This window comes from Endozoicomonas atrinae, assembly GCF_001647025.1.
In the GTDB taxonomy this organism is placed as follows: Bacteria; Pseudomonadota; Gammaproteobacteria; order Pseudomonadales; family Endozoicomonadaceae; genus Endozoicomonas; species Endozoicomonas atrinae.
In genome coordinates this window covers 1-22,595 of the sequence record NZ_LUKQ02000061.1, presented here as the reverse complement: position 1 = coordinate 22,595, position 22,595 = coordinate 1, and the positions used below count along the sequence as shown (strand labels likewise).

Below are 22,595 nucleotides of genomic sequence, written 5' to 3'. Positions count from 1 at the left end.
GCTTTTCCCGGCAAGCAGCTTCAGCTAGAGGAAGATAGGCAGCTCCCTGTGAATAATGTCTTAAATCAGCCGTTCAGGAGAGATCGCCTGCTCAGATTTAACCAGTTCCCATTCGCCAGGGTGCTCAGATTTAAACAGTTTGCATTCCGGGTCTCGAGCCAAATTGGTTATCACATAATAATTAGGGTTTAACAACTGAATTGACTTTCTGACAGAGTCGATTGCAAGGAATAGATCCTTTGGACTCTCGAGGGAAGCCTGATCACCACAGGCACGGATAGTGATCGGGCTACAGCAACAGTTTCCAGGTCTATTGGCAACTGCACGTTCGGCTGCAAGTTGCTGAGTACGTGTATGAGGCTGATTGCTGACTAGAACGATATTACCAGAAGTAGCTCCAGGCAGTTGCTCTAACGCATTTAATACAGACACCATCGTTGCTTCGGTGTTTGGCCTGCCTTCGCAGGTATTATCTCTGTCCAGCGTATATTCGCCATTTTCCTGCAGAGACTGTTTATAGTAGTGAACGTCTCCGGTATAAGTTACATAAACTGTTTGTTTGTTTAGAAAACAATCCGGGTTATCAGTGCGGAGCCTATCCATAAGGGCCATTTGAGCATGAGCTTCTGTTGCAGAGTGCTTGAGGTCACTCTCAAACTGTTTGACAAGCTCACCTATACGCTTATGCAGCTTTAGGTTGTTTTCAGGGTTCTGAAGCTGATCGATATCCTTCAAAGGCCTTGAAGAACCAGTGCAAATCAGGTGTGCGGGAGATTTATTATCACTGTTCTGGGTAATAGCGAACTCAGGACGAAGATGCATTCTGGGAATGGCGGCACCTGGAAAAATAAGAGTTGTTTGCTCGGTAAATTCCAAGGGTTCTGCCTCAGAAAGTTTTAAGGATTCAAGTGCTGATCTCAGCTGTCCTCTTGATGTTTCACTCAGGTTTCCAATTGCTGCAATTTGTTCATCGGCCTCCCATCGTTCTACTATTTTTCCCTGCTCTTCTCTGTGAATGGGACTTTTGTGGAAACTGACATCAAGTTGCTTAACAATGTCAGTTAGGCGTTCAGACTTTTCCAGCTCTGGCAGCGCGTCAAAATCGTCTGGTATCCATTGCAGGGCTTCAGGCTGAGTTTTTCCAAAGACACCGGTTATAACCCTCTCAAGCTGGACTGCGTTTAGAATGAAGGGCTGGTTGGTCAGAATGCACTTTTGGAATGGTGTCAGTTCAGAAGGCTTAGTTGATGTGCTTGCTTTAAATTCTCCACCAGTCTTCTCTGAGCCTGTTGGTATTGTATGTGACTGTGAAAGTGAGGCCGTAGGCAAAGAAGTGGTAAGCATTGTAGAACTTTTTCCTCTGGTATAACGAATGCCTGTACCTGTTAAATCAAAATAGCTCTACTGATGCAGGCGGATTTGATTTAACAGACAGGTGTTCAGGGAAGAAGTTCCTAAACAGGCTTTAAGAGTTACTAAACATTACCTGTAACCCTTACCCGCTTGGTTCCTTTTGGTGTTACTGGCTCCCTATTTTTCCTTCTCTCTTCCAGGCGACGATCAATAATATTTTTAATCGCAATCAGAAAGCCCATAAAGACAAAGGCGCCAGGAGGCAGAATGGCAAAGAGGAACTGCTTATAGTTGGGAATCACTGTAATGGTCCAGTCAGCGGCAACAGGTCCCAGCAGCAGATCCATGCCGGAGAACAGGGTACCCTGACCAATCAGTTCCCGCAGAGCGCCCAGCAATACCAGAATCACGGCAAAGCCGGTGCCCATCATCAAACCATCAAAAGCGGCTGGCAATACAGGGTTTCTGGAGGCAAAGGCATCGGCTCGACCCAGGATAATGCAGTTGGTCACAATCAACGGAATAAAAATACCCAGTATCCGGTAGAGCTCATAGGTATAGGCCTGCATCAGGAGTTCGATACAGGTGGTGAATGACGCAATAATCATCACAAACACCGGCAGGCGAATGGCATCCGTTACCTGATGTCGTATAAGAGAGACGGCAACGTTGGATCCCATCACAACCAGCATGGTGGCAATGCCGAGACCAAGCGCATTGACAACGCTGCTTGAAACCCCCAGCAATGGGCACAGGCCTAACAGCTGAACCAGTGCCGGGTTGTTTTTCCAGAGACCGTCCAGGGCAATCTTTGCGGCCTGACTTGTGGGAGATGTTTCATTCGTCATTTTGAATCTCCTCGCGGACTCCGGTCATCCTGAGCGGATCCAGTAATAGATTGCGATTTGCCTCAAAGTATTGAAGTGCACGGTACACTGCGGCAACAACCGCCCTAGGGGTTATGGTGGCACCGGTAAACTGGTCAAATTCACCGCCGTCTTTTTTCACGCCCCAGCCTTCGCCTGCAGGGTTGCTCAACGATTTGCCGGCAAAGCCGAGAATCCAGTCGGTGACATTGGTGTTGATCTTGTCGCCAAGCCCGGGAGTTTCTTTGTGAGTAATGGCCCTGACGCCTGCCAGTGTGCCATTGCGGTTGATGCCAACCAGAAGCTCAATTCGCCCACTATAACCGTCAGGTGCGGTGACGGGCAGAATGACAGCAGAGACCTCCCCATCATTCAGGGCAATATAGGCTTCGCGTTGATCCTGGCTTGAGAGCAAACGGGATGGCTCCAGAACAATTTTGGAATCAACAAGCACATTGTCGTGAGTGTCTGCCGGTAAAATCTCCATCAGTGCTTTGGCTTCATAGGCACGAACCTGTGTTTCTATTCGCTCCTGAGTCAGGATCCAGGTAATGGAAATCAGGCCTACGGTAAATACGGCAAACAGGCCAAGGCCAAGGCTATTGCGAAAAATGCTCTGAAGCAGGCCACTCCCGCCGGGAGTCTTGCTGTCGGTTGTGTCTTTTAAAGGAATCTGGCCGTCACTCATGATTCAGTCCTTCTTTGGCAGGCCTTTATTGGCCTTGCGATGGCCATACGTGCGTGGCTGGGTGTAATAGTCAATGGTGGGGGCTGCCATATTCATCAGCAACGTAGCAAAGGCGACACCGTCTGGATAACCACCCCAGGCACGGATCACGTACACCATTACGCCGACACCCGCACCAAAAATCAGGCGTCCACGGTTACTGGTTGCACCGCTGACCGGATCCGTAATGATGAAAAATGCACCCAGCATGGTGGCACCACTGAGCAGATGGAACAGTGGGGAACCATGGCTGTCCGATCCTGTTCCACTCCAGAAGAGGGTAGCCATCACTGCAATGGCGGCCAGCATTCCCACAGGGGCATGCCAGGTGAATACTTTCCGCCAGATAAGAAAGACACCGCCGGCCAGGTAGGCCAGGTTAACCCACATCCAGCCACGACCGGCCAGTCCATCAAATACCGGGTTGGCTTCCCACAGTTCATTGATGGTCAGACTCTTGTTTTCCCTCAACACATCCAGTGGTGTGGCCATGCTGATGGCATCAACACTGACACCCTGTCCCAGGGGGAAAATGGTGAACAGTGCATCGGTCAGACTGTTGTTATGGCCTTCCAGCCCCAGTGGTGGCAGCCAGGTGATCATCTCCTGTGGAAACGAAATCAGTACCAGAACATAGCCCAGCATGGCCGGGTTAAAGGGGTTCTGACCCAGGCCTCCATAGAGGTGTTTGCCTATGACCATACCGAAGGATACAGCGACCAGTGACAGCCACCAGGGAGCAAAAGGTGGCAGTGCCAGCCCCAGCAGTAAACCGGTTACCAGGGCGCTGCAATCACTCAGATAGAAGCTCACGGAGCGTTTGCGCAGTGATACCACTGCCGCTTCACAGCCCATTGCGATCAGGGAGCACCAGAGAACATTGATCAGTGTGCCCCAGCCAAAAAAGACCGTTTGTGCAATCAGGCCGGGGATGGTGGCCATGATCACCAGATTCATGACTCGCTGAGTGCTGTTTTGTCCCAGCGTGTGGGGTGAGGTCTCTCTTCCCCTCTGGCTGATGGATGATCTGCTGTTAATCAAAGCCATTCAACGATTCCGCTCTTGTGTGTCTTTCTCGTGCTTATTTAGCTCAAGGCTGCTGGTCATGAAAGTGTCTCCAGAGCCTGTTTCATGTCTGCCGCCTTTTGCTCTGCTTCCGCCAGCTGTTGTTTCAGCGTATCCAGTTCATCGTCACCGGCACTGTCGATCGCCCGCTGAAGCTTTTTCACCGCAGCATTGGCCATGGCCGACTCGATTTTCAGCTTCTTGGCTTCATCGCTTAATGGGGCTTTGGTCTTTTTAACGGACGGACTTACATCTGCAGAGGGTGTTTCGCTGGCTGAAGGCTCTACTGCTGCTTCTGCTACATTGCCGTTGGTAAGATTATCCAGCGCCTGCTGCATTTCAGCTGCTTTTTGCTGGGCTTCCACCAGTTGCTGTTGCAGTGTCTCCAGCTCATCGTCACTGGCTCTGGTGATGGCTCGCTGAAGCTTTTTAACGGCTGCATTGGCCATGGCTGACTCGATTTTCAGCTTCTTGGCTTCGTCACTTAACGGAGCCTTGGCCTTTTTTGCCGATGGTTTTTCATCAGCGGAAGGGGTTATCGCCGTTTCTGCCGGAGGGGCTGAAGCGACAACTTCAAGGCTCTTGATTTTCGCCTGACACTCATCGACGGCTTGCTGAAAAGACTCTGTGCTCTCATTGTTGCTTTCAACCGCTTCTGCCAGTGCTCGCTCTGCTTTTTTCAAAGCAGCTTTGGCCATGGCCAGTTCAACCTTGCGTTTCTTCTCATCGTCAGAGAGTACCGGTTTGGCTGATTTGGCGGGTTTGTCTGTATTACTGTCATTAGCAGTATCAGATTGAGTGCTTTCGTCAAATGACTGCTGAAGCTTGGAGACCTGATCATTCAACATCCGAAGGTTAGACTTCAGCTGTTCAATATCCCCATTGCCAGAGGCTTCGGCAGCAGCAAGTGCTCTTTCCGTCTTTTTGGCCTGGGCTTTGGCCATGGATAGCTGAACTTTCAGTTCTTTCTGTTTGGCGGAAAGCTGCTGATTGGGCGCTGAAGGCTTTCTATTTCCCGCTGAAGACTCTTGTCTGGCAGGTGTAGACTCCGAGGACCCTGCAGCAGCTGCCTTGCGTGCTTTTGCCCGGGCGATGGCGGCCTGAATTGGGTCTTCTTCTGCTTTGGCATCGCTCTCGGTGTTTTCTGCTGCCTTGGCGGCCTTCAGTTTTGCAGCCCGCTCGGCATTGGCTTTACGTTTGGCTTCTTTCTCTGCTTTTTCCTGTTCCAGTCGGGCCAGGCGATCTTCGTAGCGCTGTTTAGAGCGCTCGGATTTGGCATGTTTGGCTTCCTGGGTTCGAATAGCTCCTTTGGATGCCCGGTAATACTGAACCAGTGGAATAGACGATGGGCAGACGAAAGAGCAGGCACCACACTCAATGCAGTCAAACAGATTGTGGTGCATAAGCTGCTCATGGTTCTCAGCCTTGGCATGCCAGTAAAGCTGTTGAGGCAGCAATGACGATGGACACGCTTCTGCACAATGCCCACAACGGATACAGGCCTGGGCATCCGGTGCGTCTGGAAACTCATCCTGAGTCGCGGCAATCAGGCAGTTTGATGTTTTGATTACCGGGATATCCAGGCGGTCCACACTGAAGCCCATCATGGGGCCGCCAAACACCAGTGTCGATAACTCGGCCTCTTTCAGCGCAGCATAGTGCAGCAGGTCTTCCGCCAGTGTACCGATTAATACATCTACATTTTGTGGCGCTGCCAGTGCATCGCCGGTGAGGGTGGTGATGCGAGAGATCAGCGGCTTGCCTTCGAGAATGGCTTCTTTGACCGCAACGGCGGTTCCCACGTTCTGGACCACCATACCCAGATCAGCGGGTAGTTTTCCCGAAGGCACCTCATGACCGGTAAGGACCTGGATCAGCTGCTTTTCACCACCGGAAGGGTAGATGGTTGGAAAAACGACGATGTCTATATTCTTACCGGCCGCTGCTTTTCGCATCGCAGCGATGGCTTCCGGTTTATTGTCTTCAATACCGATCAGGCACTCTTGGGCACCCAGCATGTATTGAAGGATTTCTGCTCCCTGAATAACCGCCTCCGCCTTTTCCCGCATGAGCATATCGTCAGCGGTAATATAGGGTTCACACTCCGTACCATTGAGAATCAGCGTGTTGATTGTTGTGTTGGGAGCCAGTTTGATGGCGGTTGGGAAACCCGCGCCACCCATGCCACTGATACCGGCATTACGAACTTTCTCTACCAGCTCTTCAGACGACAGCTGACGATAATCCGCTACTGGATCCAGTTCACACCATTGATCCTGCCCATCGGTGTCCAGAATGATGCACAGGTCATACATGCCTGAGGCGTGAGGAATTGGGCGGTTCTCAATGGCCGTAATAATGCCCGAGGTGGGTGCATGCAAAGCGGCGCTGACAAAGCCGGACGCTTTGGCAATCATCTGACCTTTGAGTACTTGGTCCCCAACGCTGATAACCGGATCAGCAGGTGCACCTGCGTGCTGAGATAATGGCAGAACCAGTGTTTTAGGCAGAGGCGGAACACTGACAGGGCAGCCGGTTGACTGATGCTTGTTTTCTTCCGGGTGAACCCCGCCGGTCAGCGGCCAGATTTTACGTTCAGAACTTGCGATCACCTGGCTCCTGGAAACATGGCTTTGGGTGTCTACGTGTTGAGGGGCTGGGCTTTTTGCTATTGCGTTCATACGGTCTGCCCCCTGCGATCAGTGGCAATCAAACCTGCCTTTGTGTGATTCGGCTGGGGCAACTCCCAGCTCCATGTTCTGACCGTGATATCCACAGGGCGCATTTCGATACAGTCAACGGGGCAGGGCTCAACACAGAGGTCGCAGCCGGTGCACTCATCAGAGATAACCGTATGCATCTGTTTGGCAGCACCAAGAATAGCGTCTACAGGGCAGGCCTGAATGCACTTGGTACAGCCGATGCACTCTGCTTCCCGGATAAACGCAACTTTCGTGACCGACTCCTGCCCATGCTCAGCATCCAGCGGCTCAGGCTCGACATCCAGCAGGTCAGCCAGCGTGTTGATGGTTGCCTGGCCACCGGGAGGGCACTTATTAATAGCATCACCATTAGCAATGGCTTCGGCATAAGGGCGACAGCCGGGATAGCCACACTGACCGCACTGGGTCTGAGGCAGAATTTCATTAATCTGGTCAACAATCGGGTTGCCTTCCACCTTGAAGCGGATAGAAGCAAAACCGAGAATGGCCCCGAAAATCAGGGCGAGAGCCAGAAGGGCTCCAATGGCGTAAAGAACAATTTCCATGGACTAGCGCAACCGCTCCTTCAGCTTTTTATGTCGTCTGGCATTTCTCATCATTGCTCGAAATCCTGCGCTCACAGTTTAATCAGCCCGGTGAATCCCATAAAAGCCAGTGACATCAGGCCTGCGCTGATCATACCAATGGCTGCCCCTCTGAATGGTGTTGGTACATCCGCAGCAGCGATGCGCTCACGCATGGCAGAAAACAGCACCAGTACCAGGGAAAAGCCGGCCGCAGCCCCAAAACCGTAGGTGGCCGAATCCACCAGTGAACTGTCCATACGGTTGGTGTTTAGCAGGGCAACCCCAAGGACTGCACAGTTGGTGGTGATCAGTGGCAGGAATACGCCCAGCACCTTATGCAGCAGTGGGCTGGTTTTGCGCACCACCATCTCGGTGAACTGCACCACCACGGCAATCACCAGAATGAATGAGATAGTCTTCAGAAATTCCAGGTTCAGTGGCAGCAGGATGTACTTGTACGTTAAATAGCTGCAGATAGAGGCCAGTGTGAGCACAAAGGTGGTGGCCATTGACATGCCCATGGCCGATTCCAGTTTGTTGGAAACGCCCATAAAGGGGCAGAGTCCAAGGAATTGGACCAGTACAAAGTTGTTGACCAGTATGGCGCTGACCAGAATCAGTATCAGTTCGCTCATTGGTTTCCCTGCTGCAATGCCTGACTTTTAAAGAGCCGGCCGATCAAAAATGCGGTTGGATACCTGATGGAAGGCGTCAAGTATATATTCCTGGAAAAAGCAGATAAATGACGTTTAAAGACGCAAATCGAATAACGATAAGCCGGTAACCGATTTGGGTGCTTTTTCCGGAAGACTCATCAGGTTTTAATTGAACAGCCCTGGCTCAGGAGGCGGGGATTATAACGCCACAACAGGCAGGATGCATGTAGTGATGCCTGTAATGAAGTTGAAGGTTACCGAATCACAAACAATGCATGCTATTTCCTCATAAATAAGCCTTTTTAGATCAACTATCTTAACTATCTGTTCATTAAATACAGATACCCGGGTTCACCACACGCTGGTGGACTGAAACCTCAGGATATACTCCCGCAGGAGTCTCGCCATGAATAAACCATTGGTCGTGATTACCGGAGCCAGCTCCGGTATCGGTGAAGCGGTTGCCAGGGCCATGAGTCAACTTGGGCATCCATTGTTATTACTGGCCAGAAGGGTCGAGCGTCTGGAGGCTCTGGATCTTCCGGATGCACTATGCCGGCGAGTGGATGTAACGGATCGTGATGCCTTGAAGCTGGCCATCGAAGAGGCGGAGTCCCGCTACGGAGATACGGACTGTCTGATCAACAATGCCGGGCTAATGCAGCTGGGGCGTGCCGACGAACAGGACCCTGCCGAGTGGGATGCGATGGTTGATGTGAATATCAAAGGCGTCCTGAATGGCATTTATGCCGTTGCTCGTCAGATGAAAGCCCGAAAAGGGGGAACCATTATTAATATCAGTTCAGTGGCTGGTATTAAGGGCTTTCCAAACCATATGGCCTATTGTGGAACCAAGTTTGCAGTGCATGGTTTGTCTGAAACGCTAAGAGAAGAGCTGGCTGACGACAGTGTACGGGTGGTAACCATCGCACCGGGAGCGGTAGAAACCGAGCTGCTGAGTCATACAACATCCAGTGAAATAAAGGATGGCTATGAACAGTGGAAAGATGGCATGGGAGGCGTTATTACTGCAGAAGATATTGCCCGCTGTATTTCCTTTGTTTATCAGCAACCGCAGAATGTCTGTATCCGTGAACTGGTGGTGACGGCTACCCGGCAAACGGCATAAGGTATTTTCACGTAGAAAACATCGCACTTTGATCTCATTATGATAAGTTAATCTGACTGACTCAGTGTTCGAGGTATGTGGCCATGGCGGGGAAAAGTGCGGTGGTACTTGGAGCCGGAATGGTGGGTGTTTGCTCTGCACTCCATCTGCAGAAAAGTGGCTACCAGGTGACACTGGTTGACCGGAAAGCGCCCGGGATGGAAACCTCGTATGGCAATGCCGGGCTCATTAATCGTGGCTCTGTCTTTCCGCTCAGTTTATCGGATATCACCCATCACCTGTCCGCGGCCCTGTTAAAAAATCACCCCAATGTGCATGTTCATTTGAGTCAGCTCCCGCATTACTGGCGCTGGCTCTATTATCTATTGGTTCGAAACAGCCAGTCTCGCTATGAAGCGTCGGTAAAGGGGCTGGACAGTCTCTTCCAGTATGCCGTTGCCGAGCACAGGAAACTGCTGGATATGTCCGGTTGTCGGGAATTGCTTCTGGAAAAAGGCTGGCTCCGGTTATACCGGGAAGAGGCGTCCTTCCAGGCTGTCCAATACCAGAGAGATTACTATGACCGGTTAGGTATTCGATATGATATTTTCGATCCGGAGGGGATCTCGGAACTGGAACCGGCGATCACCTCTGGTTTCCGTAAAGGGGTTTTGATCCGGGACACCGCTTCATTTGAGGACCTTTCCGAAGTCATCAATGGTTATGTAACAGCTTTTCAATCCTCCGGTGGTCAGTTCTGTCAGGCATCTGCTCAAACTATTACCAGAGAGGGTGACAACTTCCTGATTGAGACTCATGGGGAAAACATCAGAAGCCGTATAGTGGTGCTGGCACTCGGCCCATGGAGTGGGGAACTTTGTGAAAAGCTGGGTTATCGCTTTCCCATGGCTGCTGAGCGAGGGTATCACCAGCACTTCCAACCTTCGGATGCCTTTCAGTTGAGCCGACCGGTTCATGATGTGGAAGGTGGCTATGTTATGTCGCCAATGAAAAGCGGCTTGAGACTGACCACCGGTATTGAGTTGTCTGCCCGCGATGCGCCGCCAGTTTCAAAGCAGCTTTATCAGGCAAGTCACAATGCCCGCGACGTTTTTTCTCTGGGGAATCCCGTGGGTGAGGTCTGGGTTGGCAGCCGACCTTCCATGCCGGATGGTCTGCCGGTCATTGGCGAAGCACCGAGACACCCTGGCCTCTGGTTTGCCTTTGGGCATGGTCATGCAGGTGTGGGTATGGGGGCGATAACTGGGCGTTTGATTGCCGAGCTTATCAGTGGAGGAAAACCGGTTATTGATGTCTCTCCTTTCAGCCCGGCAAGGTTTAAGTAGCTGGCCATATGGATCGAATATTTCTGGCTACTTGAGCAGGTACTATGCAAGGCACAACGGAAGGAGCATAGCCCTAGCTATGTGACTGGAGTTGTAACACAGCAAAGTGCCTGAACAAGAAATCAGAAATATATGATTTCATCTGGTTAACTACTTATCGACTAATTCAACGTTCTCTGCTTTTTAGGATGCTCTGGGGCAGTCTTTCGGTCATCGATAAGATGCTGAATCGTCAGCACCGGGTGCTTCAATAGCAGACGAGGCCCAGCCCACTTCATCACTTCACGAATTTGTTGCCGTTGATCCGGCTTGTAGCAGTGAACATTGCAGTTAGCGCAGGTGGGTTTTTCATCACCATAGATGCAGCGCTCAAGGCGGCGCTTGCTGAAAGCCAGCAGTGAGAGGCAAACATTGCACAGGGTGGGGTGCTGGTGATGGTGCTTGCAGTAAAGCTCAATCATGCGGGTAACGGTGAAATATTCACGCGTCAGCCTGGGGTGATCTTTCAGGGGGCCTTCGAGAGCGAGGGGCATAAACAACGTAACCTTCTCTGTTTCGAGAAACCTATCCTCCCATAATCCGCCTTAATTGCCAAACTGGTGATATTTGTTTTGAATATGAGTGTTTCAGGTTTTTTAACCACAAAGTCACGAAGACACAAAGATGTAAAATGATATCCTCTGTGTCTTAGCGCCTTTGTGGTTTTATTCAGGTGCTTTAAAGGGATCCTGTTTATTCGAATGTCCCTTTAACAATGGCTTCACCATTGGCAACCATCCACTGCCCTTTGGCGATGGTATCGGTCAGTTGCAGGGAGTCCTGATCCAGCAGAACCACATCACCATCCAATCCGGATAGCAACTGCCCTTTTCTGTCTTCAAGACCAATCTGATGGGCTGCGTTGGTGGTTACTGGAGCCAGCATCTGGGAAAGGGTTAACCCTTTCTCAACTCCCCGGCGAACTTCGATCAGCAGGGAATCCGGAGTACCTACGCCCATCCCGATGATACGGGTACGGTTTTCATTCCACTTTGGCATGGAGCCACCGGCATCGGAACTGAAGGTAAAGCGTGATTCAATTCCTTCTTCAATACTCATCCGGGTGGCATCAGCACAGGTGATTTTGCCGGCTCCACCATCGTCATGAAGAATGCCCGTGCCGTCTATATAGGCGCCCATTTTCGCCAGCCTGACCGCGGACTCCCAGGTGTCCGGACGGTTAATATGGGTAGGCACGAAACGTTCTGGCTGGTAATCACTCACTTCAAGGATGTCGAACACTTGATCAAGGCAGGCTTTTCCAGCACCGGTATGTACCGTGATGATGCCTTTTTTATTGGCAATCAACGAGGCTACCCGTACTTCACTGACCAGGTGGCCCAGTTCATCACGGGTGACAAACGGACCACGATGATCGGCAACGGCCAGCTTTACACCGATAACCGGGTCAATAAAGGCAATATCCCGTTGTACCGAGCCGGTAATCGTTGGGGATGGCAGATGATAAGCACCGGTGATCATTACTGCGGTGATGCCTTCTTCATTGAACGCTTTGGTTTTGGCGTAAAGGCTTTCAACATGCCGGGACAGTGAGTCTGTACCCAGTAATCCAAGTGCAGTGGTTACACCGTTAAGAGTTTGCTGGGTCAGGGTAAGTTCTGGAGTGCGGGTTCGGTAACCACCTTCACCACCACCGCCAATAAAGTGCTGGTGTGTATCAACCAGACCGGGGATAGCCAGTTTGCCCTGACCATCAACCACTTCAACAGGGCCAATCAGACCGGATTCATTGATGTTTTCTTCTATGGCCAGAATTTTGCCATTAGAAATCAGAATATCTTTTCGGCCGAGGGCTTCGGGAGCAAAAACATCGGCGCCTTTGATCAATAGCTGCATGATTCGAAATTCCTATTTCGGGTCCAGTGCCGTGCGCAGGCCGTCACCCAGAACGTTGCAGCACAAAACGGTAAGAAAAATACAGAGCCCGGGATAGAGAGTGAGGTACATATAACCATCTACTGCTATAAAGTCCCGGCTGGAAGCGAGCATGGCACCCCACTCAGGCGACGGTGGCTGAGCACCCATACCGAGGAAGCTGAGGCTGGCAGCCGTCAGAACCGATGTGCCTACCCGCATGGTGAAATAGACCAGAATGCCACTGATGGTGCTGGGCAGAATATGCACAAACATGATGCGACTGTGGCTCGCGCCCATGGTGGTGGCTGCACGAACAAACTGTGAGTTAAGCACTGACAGTGCCGAACTGCGGGTAATCCGGGCAAAGGTCGGCGCACTGAAAATGGCGATGGCAATGATGACGTTCATAATGCCGCCGCCCAGCACTGCAACAATGGCAATGGCCAGCAGAAAGCTGGGAAAGGCAAACAGGACATCGGCCGCACGCATGACGATGCTGTCCAGCCAGCCCCCTCGGTAGGCGGCCAGAATGCCGATAAATGAGCCGGTCAGGGCACCGATCGTGACGGAAAGAAAACCAACCGTCAGTGAGACTCGGGCGCCATAGACCAGACGGGTAAACAGATCGCGGCCATAGATATCCGTGCCGACCCAGTTCTCGGGTGAGGGCGGCATCAGAATGCGGTTATAGTCAAAGTCGTTTGGCCCATGGCTCAGCAGGAGCGGGGCAAATAGCGCCATCAGTATCATAATGAGCAGGGTGATGCCTGCAGCAATGGCCAGCTTTTCCCGTTTGAAACGCATAAGAAAGAGCTGGAACGGCGAAACGGATGGCGAGGTCGTCGTACTGCTCATTTGAGTCGAACCTGCGGATTAATAACGGTGTAAAGCACATCAACGACGAAGTTGATCATGACAAAGTGGAATGAGTAGAGCAGCAGCAGTGTCTGCACCACCGGATGATCTCGGGCGACGACTGACTCAATCAGCAAAGAGCCAAGACCGGGCAGACCAAAAATGGCTTCAACGACAATGGAGCCACTGAGAATAAAGCCGATCTGCAGACCAATGACCGTGATGATGGGCAACATGGCGTTCCGCAGGGCGTGCACATAAGTCACGTTAAAGCGTTTTACCCCTTTGGCCCGGGCAGTCTGGATATAGTTTTCTGAGAGCACATCCAGAAACGCGGAACGGGTAAAACGGGCGATTACCGCAGTACCCATCATACCCACGGTAATGGCAGGCAGGGTCAGGTCGGCCAGTGACTGAAAACCGGTCGGATTAAACCATTGCAGCTTCACGGCAAAGATTTGGATCAGAATAAGGCCGAACCAGAATTCGGGCACTGAAATGCCCGATACTGAAAAGACCATACATGCCCGATCCAGAAACCTGGACTTGTGGGTTGCTGCAACCACACCCAGGATAATACCAGCGGGAATAAACCACAGGGATACCAGGGTCAGTTTGGCAGTCAGCACATAGCGATGGGATAACACGTCATAGACGGCATCACCGGAAATGAGTGACGTGCCAAAGTCCAGTTGCAGCAGGTTGACCATGAAGAGATAAAACTGCTGGTGAAGCGGGAGGTTGAGTCCCAGCTTCTGTCGCAGAATTTCCATCTCCTGAAAGGTCGCATCTTCACCGGCAATCATGCGTACCGGGTCACCTGGCAGCATGTGCACAAAGAAGAAGGCCAGAATGGCAATGACCAGCATGACGCCCAGGGTGCCCATCAGGCGTTTGAGGATATATTGCGGCATTACGGTCTTTTACCTTAATTTACCAGTGCTACGTCACCGACACTGATAGAGCCGTCCGGAAGGAACTCAATACCACTGAGTTTTCTGCTCTTGCCGATAGTGCGGTAGTCAACTGTCGTAAAAATAACCGGAGCATCCTGCCAGGCCAGTGTCTGAATCTGGTGATAGATCTTTTCCTTCTGGGCCGGATCCTGAACCAGCTGACCTTCTTTCAGCAGTGAATCAATCTCATCGTTAGAGTACAGGGAGTAGTTGGAGCCACCACCGGTGCCATAAATCGGACGCAGTGCCCAGTCAGCAGTACCGCTGGAAGAAGACCAGCCCGCATCAAAGATAACTGGACGTGATGGGTCATCTTTCAGCGTGTCACCCGCGGCATAATGGCTGGCGGTATCCCGTGGAATGATTTCCAACTCAACATCAATGGCGGCCAGCTGCTGCTGAAGGAACTCAGCAGAACGCAGAGAGAGCGTATTGTTCTTGGCCCATAGGACGGCTTTAAAACCATTGGGGTAGCCAGCTTCTTTCAGAAGGGTTCTCGCTTTGTCCAGGTTGTAGGTGTAGGCAGGCTGTTCTGCAAACGTCTCCAGATTATCCGGGATGGGTGACTTGAGAGGTGCGGCGTCGCCGTTATAAACCACCTTGGCAAATGCTTCTTTATGGAAGGCATAGTTCATCGCATGACGCACTTTCTCATTCGCGAAAATTTCGTTCTTGGTGTTCAGTGAATACCAGCGACCGATGATGGTGGGTACCTGAACATTTTCAATTTTCGGGTTGGCGGCGATGACCTTTTTCATGGCCGGGGCTACGTTGGCAATAAACTGGGCCTGACCCGATTGCAGCATGGCCAGCTGGGAGCCGGCTTCCGCAACGGTGCGGAACTCAATACCATCGACTTTTACCGGTCCACGCCAGTAATCCGGGTTAGCCTTAAAGCTGACGGTGCTGCCGCGAACCCATTTGTCAAAGACAAAGCGTCCAGTGCCTACGGGGTTTTTCTGGATGTCTTCACCGTATTTTTCCAGGGCTGCGGGGCTGATCATGCCCTGGGAAGGGTGCGTGATGGAGTTGATGAAGTTATTGGACGGCTCTTTCAGAACGACTTCCAGAGTGTCGTCGGCCAGAACATTAAACTAAGCAACGTTGGACAGCAGAGATGCACGACGGAGTTTGTGCTTAATTTCATGCTCAAAGTTGTATTTGACGGCAGCTGCGTTGAAGTCAGTGCCATCGTGGAACTTGATGCCTTTGTTCAGGTTGATGGTATAAATTTTTCCATCGTCACTGACCTTATAACCGGTGGCCAGGTTGGGCACCACTTCCATTTTATTGTTAAAGGTAAAAAGACCTTCATAGGCGGCACCGGCTACCGACATATCCAGCGTGATGGAAGCGTTGTGTGGGTTCAGTGTTCGGACGGAACTTTCAATCGCGACCACGATATGGGAGGCCAGCGCCTGCCCGGTAAAACTGGCAGCAAGAGCCGCCGAAAGAACCAGTGACTTCATTCGGTTCATGGTTAATCCTTTTGGTTGGAGTAAGCAGCTAACCATATGGAAATCATATATTTCTGACTCCTTGTTCTGGCGCTCTGCTGTGTTACAACTCCGGTTACATAGCTACGGCTATGCTCCCTGCGTTGTGCCTTGCATAGCACCAATCCAAGTAACCAGAAATATTCGATTTCATATGGCCAGCTGCTTATTTGATGCCCTGAAACCCACCTCGGTAATTTCCCCCCGGGGCTTCAGGACTGGATTGGTTGTTATTTACACCGCTTCACGCATCGGTTGACTACTGACGTTTATGACATCCTTTGTGTATCGTTCCATCGCCACCTTATGGCCAGGCGACACATCAATCATTTCCTGAGGGGCTGGCGAATCACCCACCGGAAATACCGGATCTGGAACTTCGTCGGTAATCAATTCGAAGGTTTTCTGGCGACGGGTTGAGAAATCAATTTGTGGTATGGCTGCCAGCAGCTTACGGGTATAGCTGTGTTGCGTATTCTCGAAAATGGCGCGGCGATGACCCACTTCCACCAGTTGCCCCTTGGTCATGACCAGTACACGGTGGCAGACACGTTCGATAACGGCCATATCGTGGGATATGAAAATAAAGGACACACCGAGGTCGCGCTGAAGTTCCATCATCAGGTTCAGCACGGTGGCCTGTACGGATACATCCAGTGCGGAAACCGACTCATCGGCAACGATGATTTTCGGGTTGGTGGTCAATGCCCGGGCAATATTGACCCGTTGCAGCATGCCGCCGGAAAACTCATGGGGATAATGGCGATACAGCTCTGGTGCAATGCCTACCTGTTGCAGCAGTTCTTTGGCACGAATCTCCCTTTCTGCCGAGGTCATTTCCGGGCAGTGAATGATGAGAGGTTCTTCTACTGCCGCGCCGATGGTCATACGGGGGTTCAGTGACGCCAGGGGGTCCTGGAAAATAAACGAGATATCTTTCCGAATCAGTTCACGCTGCTCAGGCGTTGGCTCCAGCAGATTGATGTCACCATAATGCACGTCACCCGTCGCTTCTGGAAGCAGGCCGAGAATGGCGTTTCCGATGGTAGATTTCCCGGAACCGGATTCACCCACGATCCCCAAAGTTTCGCCGTGGTAGAGATCAAACGACACGTTGGCAACCGCATGAATTTGATGAGTCACTTGTCCAAAGAAATTGTGACGGCGGGGGAAAATTACCTGCAGGTTGCTGGCAGTAAGAATAGGCTTCTGGCTGTAGTCCACTTGATGCCCGTCTATCTGGGCAACGTTACCACCTTTGCCCGCCAGCTCTTCTTCCATGGTCAGTACCGGGAACGAGCGAGGCAGATCGGTTCCGCTCATTTCTCCCAGCTTGGGGGCTGCGGCGAGCAGGGCTTGGGTATAGGCGTGTTGTGGTGAGGTGAAGATCTGCTCCAGAGTACCGGTTTCCACCAGTTCGCCTTTGTACATTACGGCCACGCGGTCGGCGATTTCATACACCACGCCCATATCATGAGTAATGAATATTACCGCCATGTTCAGTTCTTTCTGCAGCTCTTTAATCAGGCCCAGTATCTGTGCCTGAATGGTCACATCCAATGCGGTGGTCGGCTCATCGGCAATCAACAGTTTGGGTTTGCAGGCTAGTGCCATGGCAATCATGACCCGCTGCCGCATGCCACCAGACAGTTGGTGAGGATAAACGGAAAGAATCTTGCGACCACTGGGAACGCGAACCAAGTCCAGAAGCCTGCCAGCCTCTTCCAGAGAATCCTTCATGGTTTTGTTCTGGTGAATACAGATGGCTTCGGCAATTTGTTTGCCGACGGTCATCACCGGGTTAAGTGAGGTCATTGGATCCTGGAAGATCATGGAGATCTGATCACCCCGAATCTCTTCCAGCTCTGTCTGTTTCAGGCTGACCAGATCCAGTCCATTGTTCTCAATAGCGGTATCATCGGCTGTCCCCTTATGCAGCCAGATGGAACCATGCATATCGGCTCTTTCCCCCAGCAGACCCATAATGGACTTGCTGAAAACCGACTTGCCAGAACCAGACTCTCCCACAATGGCCAGTATTTCGTTGTATGCCATGCCGATGTTAATGTCTTTCAACACCTGTTTTGTCCCCAGCAAGGTGTCGAAATTCACATTGAGATGACGTGCTTCTAATAATTTACTCACATGACAGTCCAAATTTTTTGCCCCTGATACATAGGCAAGCTTGCCTCTGCGGGGTGATCGCTATTGGAAATTGCAGCCACGGGCTCTTTTGAGCTTCTCAGATTTTATTGTTCATTTATTCAGCAAAAAATGCTGTAAATTATTTTTCAAACAGTTTTATTTCGTATTTTTTTTATATTTTTAGCTAAATTTTCATTAGGGAAAAATAGGTATATTTCGCATCTGCTGATGTTTATGGGTGTTTCTGGCGGGATGTGGAGAGGGATAAATCAGGCCTTTTGGGCAATAGTCTGGCTATTTATCTTGTCAGGCAATACTGTGTAACCGAGGAACATTGTGCTCATTTAAATGGGAATGAAATAGTAGAATGATCTGCTGCTCTTTTGAAAAACAGGATAAAGAACCATGATGATTTTTGTTTTTCAGCTTGAACATCTATCTATTCGGTCGCTGCTCTTATAGACACTGACTCCCGAATAATCGTCTTTCGGTTGACGTAAAATTGAGCGTTTTAACTTTAGTGTCATGTGCTGTTATTCTCCCGCTCACTGTTTTAAAAAAATGTCGATTTGTACACTATGTGTGCAATGTAATGGGAAGTCATAAAAAGATGTCTGAGTCCGTCAGCCGGGAAACACTTGAAAAGGCCAAACTCAATCAGGAAACCTCAAAAATAGCCTGGTCTGAACTGCAGCGTTACTTTGCCCAGGGCGTTGTGCTTTGTGTGGATGATTCACTGGATCTGATTGAGGTTAGCTACCAGGTCTCAGTCGATAATAAGTCAGCGGTAGAAGCCTGGGTGGAACAGGGCGTATTGGGAGCAGTTAGTGATGAACAGGCACAGTCCTGGTTTGCAGACGACCGTGATCTTTGGGCTGTTGTGGTTAGACCCTGGGTGCTTGTTCAGGAAAGAGTACAGGAACGGTTTTGAGAAAAGAAAAGGAGATAACAGTCTGAATGCTGGAGATTGCTGACGGTATCATCATTACCGAAGATGACATTGAGTTCAGTTATATTCGAGCCCTGTACATGATTTCAAAGAGTTTGGCGTGCTCAGGGGCTCGTAAAGCTGTCATACGAAAGCCGAATTTGCTCAGGAATACCGTGCGTCTTTCAGGCAAGTCCGACGTAAACGGACGCCTGCTTTACGAGCCATAGTGAATCCAAAATATATACTGTAGCTCGTCATTAACTGCCTGCTGGCTTTCAGAATGTGAGTTAACCGGTCAAGTGGGAACGCCCCCTGAGTATAAAACAGCCAGCAGTGATTTTTCTTACTCCCTGACAGTGGTTGAAGGCAGCATGGGCTACAGCCATGAGCTACTAAAAAGTCAGGAATGCATCAGGTCAATAGTTCTGATTCATGATACGACAGTTCGAAAGACGCTCGGTATTCCTTTGCTGCCAAGCCTTATCACAAAAGCTCTCACTTTGGCTGAATACATCAAACTCTTTGAAATTATGTGCTAGAGCATGGGGATAAAAAATGGTGTCTTTTGTCAATAGTTGTATGACTTGAAATTCCTATTTCAGATCCAATGCACCATGTGCAGGCCTTTACTCAGGATGTTACAGCATAGAACGGTAAGAAAAAATTAAGGCTAGGGGGGGGGGAACCGATAGATTATATCATTAGTCCAACTTTTTTATCGACCAAAATGACATAGCCATTAGATATTTGAAATATATTGAATTAGAACGCCTGTGTTACATGGTTCTAATCATTTTTGAATTGAGATTTTAGCCTAACTGTCTTTTAGAAAGGAAGCCACAATGCCTAATAATAGTATATCAAAGATAAATGCTAACTTACTTCAGATGATAAATAATAACTTGGAGGCTTCTGGGGAGAATCTTGGTCGATATGGCCTCAATGAAAATAATGAAGTGGTTTTTAATCAACGAAGCGTTTCAGAAGGTGACTACATTCGATTGATAGTGCATTTATCTGAACAGGGGATAGATGGAGAACGCTTGCTGGAAAGAAGAATGAAAACTTCGGAAGTGCAATCTCATTTACAAAAGCTGGCCAATAAGGAAAAGCGTGAAAAAGCTTCGGGAAATGGGGATAAGGGCACCCTGAATGGCTTGCCTGCAGTGGGTAACGCTGGAAAAGGTATGGAGGACAGGAAGCCCCAGACACCGTATGAAAGTAAGGGAGCTCGGCCGAAGATAGCGCTTCAAAAAAGGGCGCATATTATTCCTCCGCCACGGACATCGCCTTTACCTGACCCTGTCAGCACTGCCAGACCGAAGAGAGTCCTTGTTCAATTGAGCTGCGAGGAAAGGGAGGCTTTGCAGGATCAGCGTAAAAATTACCATGAAACATTGGCCGCTTTGAGAAAAAAGGAGCAAGAAGCAAAGGAAATATTTAGTCGCATTGCCAAGGTTAAAGGGAGCTCTAAGAAGCAGGATAATATGGCAATGACGTTTGCAGCTACTCGTGGAGCTGTAAATGTTAATTCTTGGCTTAATAGCAGTGATGGAGACCTTTTCAGTAAGGCTTCAGCCTGTGTGACTGTTTATGCACAGGAAAGGCCAAAAATACTGAATGCCGTGAAAGATTTTTGCCCGGCTGGTAAAAATCCCGGCGAGCTGGCTGGTAAACTCCTTTCTGGAGTAAGAGAAGGGCTTGAATCACAAATGTATGAGCCAGGAAATAGAAGGCGGAACAGAGTTGATAATACTGATAAAGATGCCATCGTTGAAAAGTTTAGCCCTGCTTTGAGAAGTACAAAGAAAGAGGAAGGATTAAGAGAGAAGTTTCAGTTTGCAAAAAGACAGAGAAGAGCTGATTTTGAAGCGTATATCTGGAAATGCTGTGTATTTAATCAGAATGGTAAACTGGATGCTGGTGGAACGGTTTCACAGATGAGGAAGGCTGTGCCTGTTGGAAGCCTAAGTGAACCTATGATCAAAAAACTGAGAGATTGGATTTATCTTGTTGAGAGAAAAAAGAACGCCCCATATGGAGTCAGGTTTTTTGAATTAAAACAAGGGATCTTGAAAAACATGGGGGTGTATGACCTTTCCCGTCTCATCAGTAAAATGACCAGAGAAGAGTTTAAAATATTTCAGAGCGTATACGAGGAAAAAATTGCTGCGGGTGCATTGGGGAAAATATCCAAGTCAGTTTTGGTTGAATCTATTGTGAATGAGGAAATGAAGAAAATTCCTGCAGGACCGAAAAGTTCAAAGGGGGCTTCAGATCATTACAAAGAGCAAATGAGAGTAGTTCGAATCAGTCTTGAAAACTATGCCAGGGCAGTTTTAGAAAAAGCAATGACCACATTAAGTGACACCCCACATATACCCGATGACCTGATGTATGATCAGGCAGTGGCGTATGAGTTGGTTCGAGGGAAGAAACATGATTCATGGGGGCTAAAACACAGGTTTGAGGGTACGTGGTTTAAATGGAATAGAAATAGTAAAACGTTTGAAGTTTGCTCCAGAGATGAGTCAGAAAAATCCTATGCCAGCAATAAGCACCTTTTGAGTTGTTTTGATGATGAATTATTTGCCCCTTGGGATGCTCCTGTTTCTACAACAGAAGATCAGAAGGCAGGGGCTGGTAATAATCCTAAGGAAGAGCTGAAAGCGTGGGATCCTATTCCTGCTGATAAAATCATGTTAAACAATGAGGATGGTTTGGCGTTTCATGAGGTAAAGGGCATGATTGACGAAAAGCAGAATGCCTTAGAAAAAGCCTTAAAAGAAGTTAAGGCTTATTGTGAAAAAGCGACAAATGAATTGTCGGCTTTGGCGGGTTTGATTTTTACAGAGGGAAATACAGCTATTACTGATTTGAGTGATGAAAACAGACCCCTGAAATTAGGTGAGAAATTTGGTGAGCTTGATGGTAATGTGAAGGAGGATTTGACAGATGCACTAGAGTCAGTAATTTCAAAAGGTAATAGCGAAAAAATTGCAAATGATATGCTGCGTTACTGCTATGAAGCCGTTTGTGATTTAGTTGAAGAAGAAAAAAGAGGGCTGAGTGATGCGCTCTCTATGACTACCCATGCTGGTCTTCAAGAGGAAAGGTACAGGGAGTTAAGAAGAGACCTGAAGAGCCTTAAGAACTTCAGTATTGATGCCAAAACGGAACTGATAGCAGAGCAACTCATGGATACTGTATGTAATAAGTTAGAAAAGTCGGAATACAACCCTATTGGTGTTGTTGATTTACCGGAACCTGACATGGATAAAGATACATGGGCTGCAACTCCAGAAGCTGAGAAGTGGTTGGAGAAATTTAATAATAAAGAGCATCAAAGCGTAATGATTGCGAAAGTTTATACCAGACGTTTTTTAAAAAAAGCCTGTATGCTTCTATATAAAATGCGCTCCCATGAACCACCTATGTCGTTAAGGTGGAAAACAGAAGGTGAAGTATTGGATAAACGTGATTGTGAACTATGGAGAGCACGTGAAAAGAAATTAAGGCCAGGAGCGAAGATTGATTTTGTTGTCTGGCCTGCTTGCTACTTATATGAAGACGAAGGTGCGCCGATGGTAAGCAAGGGCACTCTAAAGCCAAAGTGATACATAACTAAGAGGCCGTTGTAAAAGTTATTGGTCAATAACTCAGACTGAAAGAGCCTGTAAATAATTCTGTGTAAACGCCACCAAAACTATTACTCCTTGAACCGGTCAGGAAACATAATTTCAAACCGGTTCATGGCTGCTTTCCAGTTCCTGATCGGCATGGTCCATTTCTCGGAAGCTTTTTCCATGGCCAGATAGATTACCTTCATGACTGACTCATCAGTCCGAAAAATCTTCCGGTTCTTGATCGCCTTACGAATGACGC

17 protein-coding genes and 2 pseudogenes are annotated in these 22,595 nt (G+C 49.3%); 5 read left to right on the top strand and 14 right to left on the bottom strand.

What is annotated here, in order from left to right:
• Positions 1–60 precede the first annotated feature (60 nt).
• The 7 genes from AK963_RS10845 to rsxA form a co-directional block, all read right to left on the bottom strand.
• Entirely contained in the window at positions 61–1,344 is a 1,284-nt protein-coding gene (locus AK963_RS10845; protein WP_066015467.1) for a hypothetical protein, read from the bottom strand.
• Between the two features lie 131 nt (positions 1,345–1,475).
• Entirely contained in the window at positions 1,476–2,201 is a 726-nt protein-coding gene (locus AK963_RS10840; RefSeq protein ID WP_066015466.1) for an electron transport complex subunit E, read from the bottom strand.
• On the bottom strand, positions 2,191–2,907 hold the full coding sequence (rsxG, locus tag AK963_RS10835) for an electron transport complex subunit RsxG (protein WP_066015465.1): 717 nt from the start codon (positions 2,905–2,907) through the stop codon (positions 2,191–2,193). The genes AK963_RS10840 and rsxG overlap by 11 nt, the downstream gene beginning before the upstream one ends.
• A 3-nt stretch (positions 2,908–2,910) precedes the next feature.
• Positions 2,911–3,993: an electron transport complex subunit RsxD gene (gene rsxD, locus AK963_RS10830; protein WP_066015464.1), complete on the bottom strand. Its 1,083-nt coding sequence runs from the start codon at positions 3,991–3,993 to the stop codon at positions 2,911–2,913.
• Positions 3,994–4,049: 56 nt separating this feature from the next.
• Positions 4,050–6,692: an electron transport complex subunit RsxC gene (rsxC, locus tag AK963_RS10825; RefSeq protein WP_083232582.1), complete on the bottom strand. Its 2,643-nt coding sequence runs from the start codon at positions 6,690–6,692 to the stop codon at positions 4,050–4,052.
• Positions 6,689–7,279 carry an electron transport complex subunit RsxB gene (rsxB, locus tag AK963_RS10820; RefSeq protein WP_066015463.1) on the bottom strand — a complete coding sequence of 197 codons (591 nt, stop codon included), beginning with the start codon at positions 7,277–7,279 and terminating at the stop codon, positions 6,689–6,691. The genes rsxC and rsxB overlap by 4 nt, the downstream gene beginning before the upstream one ends.
• Before the next feature lie 71 nt (positions 7,280–7,350).
• A complete protein-coding gene (rsxA, locus tag AK963_RS10815; RefSeq protein WP_020581588.1) occupies positions 7,351–7,935 on the bottom strand; it encodes an electron transport complex subunit RsxA in 585 nt (194 codons plus the stop codon).
• A 427-nt stretch (positions 7,936–8,362) separates the two neighbouring features.
• Between rsxA and AK963_RS10810 the strand changes: the two genes are divergently transcribed.
• Together AK963_RS10810 and AK963_RS10805 are read left to right on the top strand one after the other, a co-directional pair.
• Entirely contained in the window at positions 8,363–9,085 is a 723-nt protein-coding gene (locus AK963_RS10810) for an SDR family oxidoreductase (protein WP_066015462.1), read from the top strand.
• An 83-nt stretch (positions 9,086–9,168) separates the two neighbouring features.
• On the top strand, positions 9,169–10,410 hold the full coding sequence (locus tag AK963_RS10805) for an NAD(P)/FAD-dependent oxidoreductase (RefSeq protein WP_066015461.1): 1,242 nt from the start codon (positions 9,169–9,171) through the stop codon (positions 10,408–10,410).
• A 161-nt stretch (positions 10,411–10,571) separates the two neighbouring features.
• Here the strand turns inward: AK963_RS10805 and AK963_RS10800 are convergent, their stop codons facing one another.
• From AK963_RS10800 to AK963_RS10775, 6 genes and pseudogenes are all read right to left on the bottom strand, one after another.
• The gene (locus AK963_RS10800) at positions 10,572–10,943 is read right to left on the bottom strand and encodes a nitrous oxide-stimulated promoter family protein (RefSeq protein WP_066015460.1); all 372 of its coding nucleotides are present in this window, start codon (positions 10,941–10,943) and stop codon (positions 10,572–10,574) included.
• Between the two features lie 199 nt (positions 10,944–11,142).
• Complete coding sequence (iadA, locus tag AK963_RS10795; protein ID WP_066015459.1) at positions 11,143–12,306, bottom strand: beta-aspartyl-peptidase; 1,164 nt, start codon at positions 12,304–12,306, stop codon at positions 11,143–11,145.
• A 12-nt stretch (positions 12,307–12,318) separates the two neighbouring features.
• Positions 12,319–13,182, bottom strand: a complete 864-nt coding sequence (locus AK963_RS10790) for an ABC transporter permease (protein ID WP_066015458.1) — start codon at positions 13,180–13,182, stop codon at positions 12,319–12,321.
• Entirely contained in the window at positions 13,179–14,096 is a 918-nt protein-coding gene (locus tag AK963_RS10785; protein WP_066015457.1) for an ABC transporter permease, read from the bottom strand. Before AK963_RS10785 ends, AK963_RS10790 begins: the two co-directional genes overlap by 4 nt.
• 14 nt (positions 14,097–14,110) lie before the next feature.
• Positions 14,111–15,424 (bottom strand): annotated as a pseudogene (locus tag AK963_RS10780) (ABC transporter substrate-binding protein).
• A gap of 444 nt (positions 15,425–15,868) precedes the next feature.
• Positions 15,869–17,779, bottom strand: coding sequence for an ABC transporter ATP-binding protein (locus AK963_RS10775; RefSeq protein ID WP_066015471.1), 1,911 nt, complete (start codon positions 17,777–17,779; stop codon positions 15,869–15,871).
• A 610-nt stretch (positions 17,780–18,389) separates the two neighbouring features.
• Between AK963_RS10775 and AK963_RS10770 the strand changes: the two genes are divergently transcribed.
• The 3 genes from AK963_RS10770 to AK963_RS10755 all read left to right on the top strand — a co-directional run bounded on the left by AK963_RS10770 (position 18,390) and on the right by AK963_RS10755 (position 22,327).
• Positions 18,390–18,710 (top strand): DUF2288 domain-containing protein, encoded by a 321-nt coding sequence (locus tag AK963_RS10770; protein WP_066015456.1) that lies wholly within the window; start codon positions 18,390–18,392, stop codon positions 18,708–18,710.
• Positions 18,711–18,736: 26 nt separating this feature from the next.
• A complete protein-coding gene (locus AK963_RS35285; RefSeq protein ID WP_066015455.1) occupies positions 18,737–18,937 on the top strand; it encodes a hypothetical protein in 201 nt (66 codons plus the stop codon).
• A gap of 615 nt (positions 18,938–19,552) precedes the next feature.
• Positions 19,553–22,327, top strand: coding sequence for a hypothetical protein (locus tag AK963_RS10755; RefSeq protein ID WP_066015453.1), 2,775 nt, complete (start codon positions 19,553–19,555; stop codon positions 22,325–22,327).
• Between the two features lie 92 nt (positions 22,328–22,419).
• On the opposite strand, the pseudogene AK963_RS31940 reads toward AK963_RS10755, so the two are convergent.
• Positions 22,420–22,595 (bottom strand): annotated as a pseudogene (locus AK963_RS31940) (IS256 family transposase); the annotation flags it as partial.

Bases quoted from the DNA above. Each gene is read 5' to 3' on its own strand.
- AK963_RS10845 (WP_066015467.1), bottom strand. From the start codon at position 1,344: ATGCTTACCACTTCTTTGCCTACGGCCTCACTTTCACAGTCACATACA.
- AK963_RS10840 (WP_066015466.1), bottom strand. From the start codon at position 2,201: ATGACGAATGAAACATCTCCCACAAGTCAGGCCGCAAAGATTGCCCTG.
- rsxG (WP_066015465.1), bottom strand. From the start codon at position 2,907: ATGAGTGACGGCCAGATTCCTTTAAAAGACACAACCGACAGCAAGACT.
- rsxD (WP_066015464.1), bottom strand. From the start codon at position 3,993: ATGGCTTTGATTAACAGCAGATCATCCATCAGCCAGAGGGGAAGAGAG.
- rsxC (WP_083232582.1), bottom strand. From the start codon at position 6,692: ATGAACGCAATAGCAAAAAGCCCAGCCCCTCAACACGTAGACACCCAA.
- rsxB (WP_066015463.1), bottom strand. From the start codon at position 7,279: ATGGAAATTGTTCTTTACGCCATTGGAGCCCTTCTGGCTCTCGCCCTG.
- rsxA (WP_020581588.1), bottom strand. From the start codon at position 7,935: ATGAGCGAACTGATACTGATTCTGGTCAGCGCCATACTGGTCAACAAC.
- AK963_RS10810 (WP_066015462.1), top strand. From the start codon at position 8,363: ATGAATAAACCATTGGTCGTGATTACCGGAGCCAGCTCCGGTATCGGT.
- AK963_RS10805 (WP_066015461.1), top strand. From the start codon at position 9,169: ATGGCGGGGAAAAGTGCGGTGGTACTTGGAGCCGGAATGGTGGGTGTT.
- AK963_RS10800 (WP_066015460.1), bottom strand. From the start codon at position 10,943: ATGCCCCTCGCTCTCGAAGGCCCCCTGAAAGATCACCCCAGGCTGACG.
- iadA (WP_066015459.1), bottom strand. From the start codon at position 12,306: ATGCAGCTATTGATCAAAGGCGCCGATGTTTTTGCTCCCGAAGCCCTC.
- AK963_RS10790 (WP_066015458.1), bottom strand. From the start codon at position 13,182: ATGAGCAGTACGACGACCTCGCCATCCGTTTCGCCGTTCCAGCTCTTT.
- AK963_RS10785 (WP_066015457.1), bottom strand. From the start codon at position 14,096: ATGCCGCAATATATCCTCAAACGCCTGATGGGCACCCTGGGCGTCATG.
- AK963_RS10770 (WP_066015456.1), top strand. From the start codon at position 18,390: ATGTCTGAGTCCGTCAGCCGGGAAACACTTGAAAAGGCCAAACTCAAT.
- AK963_RS35285 (WP_066015455.1), top strand. From the start codon at position 18,737: ATGCTGGAGATTGCTGACGGTATCATCATTACCGAAGATGACATTGAG.
- AK963_RS10755 (WP_066015453.1), top strand. From the start codon at position 19,553: ATGCCTAATAATAGTATATCAAAGATAAATGCTAACTTACTTCAGATG.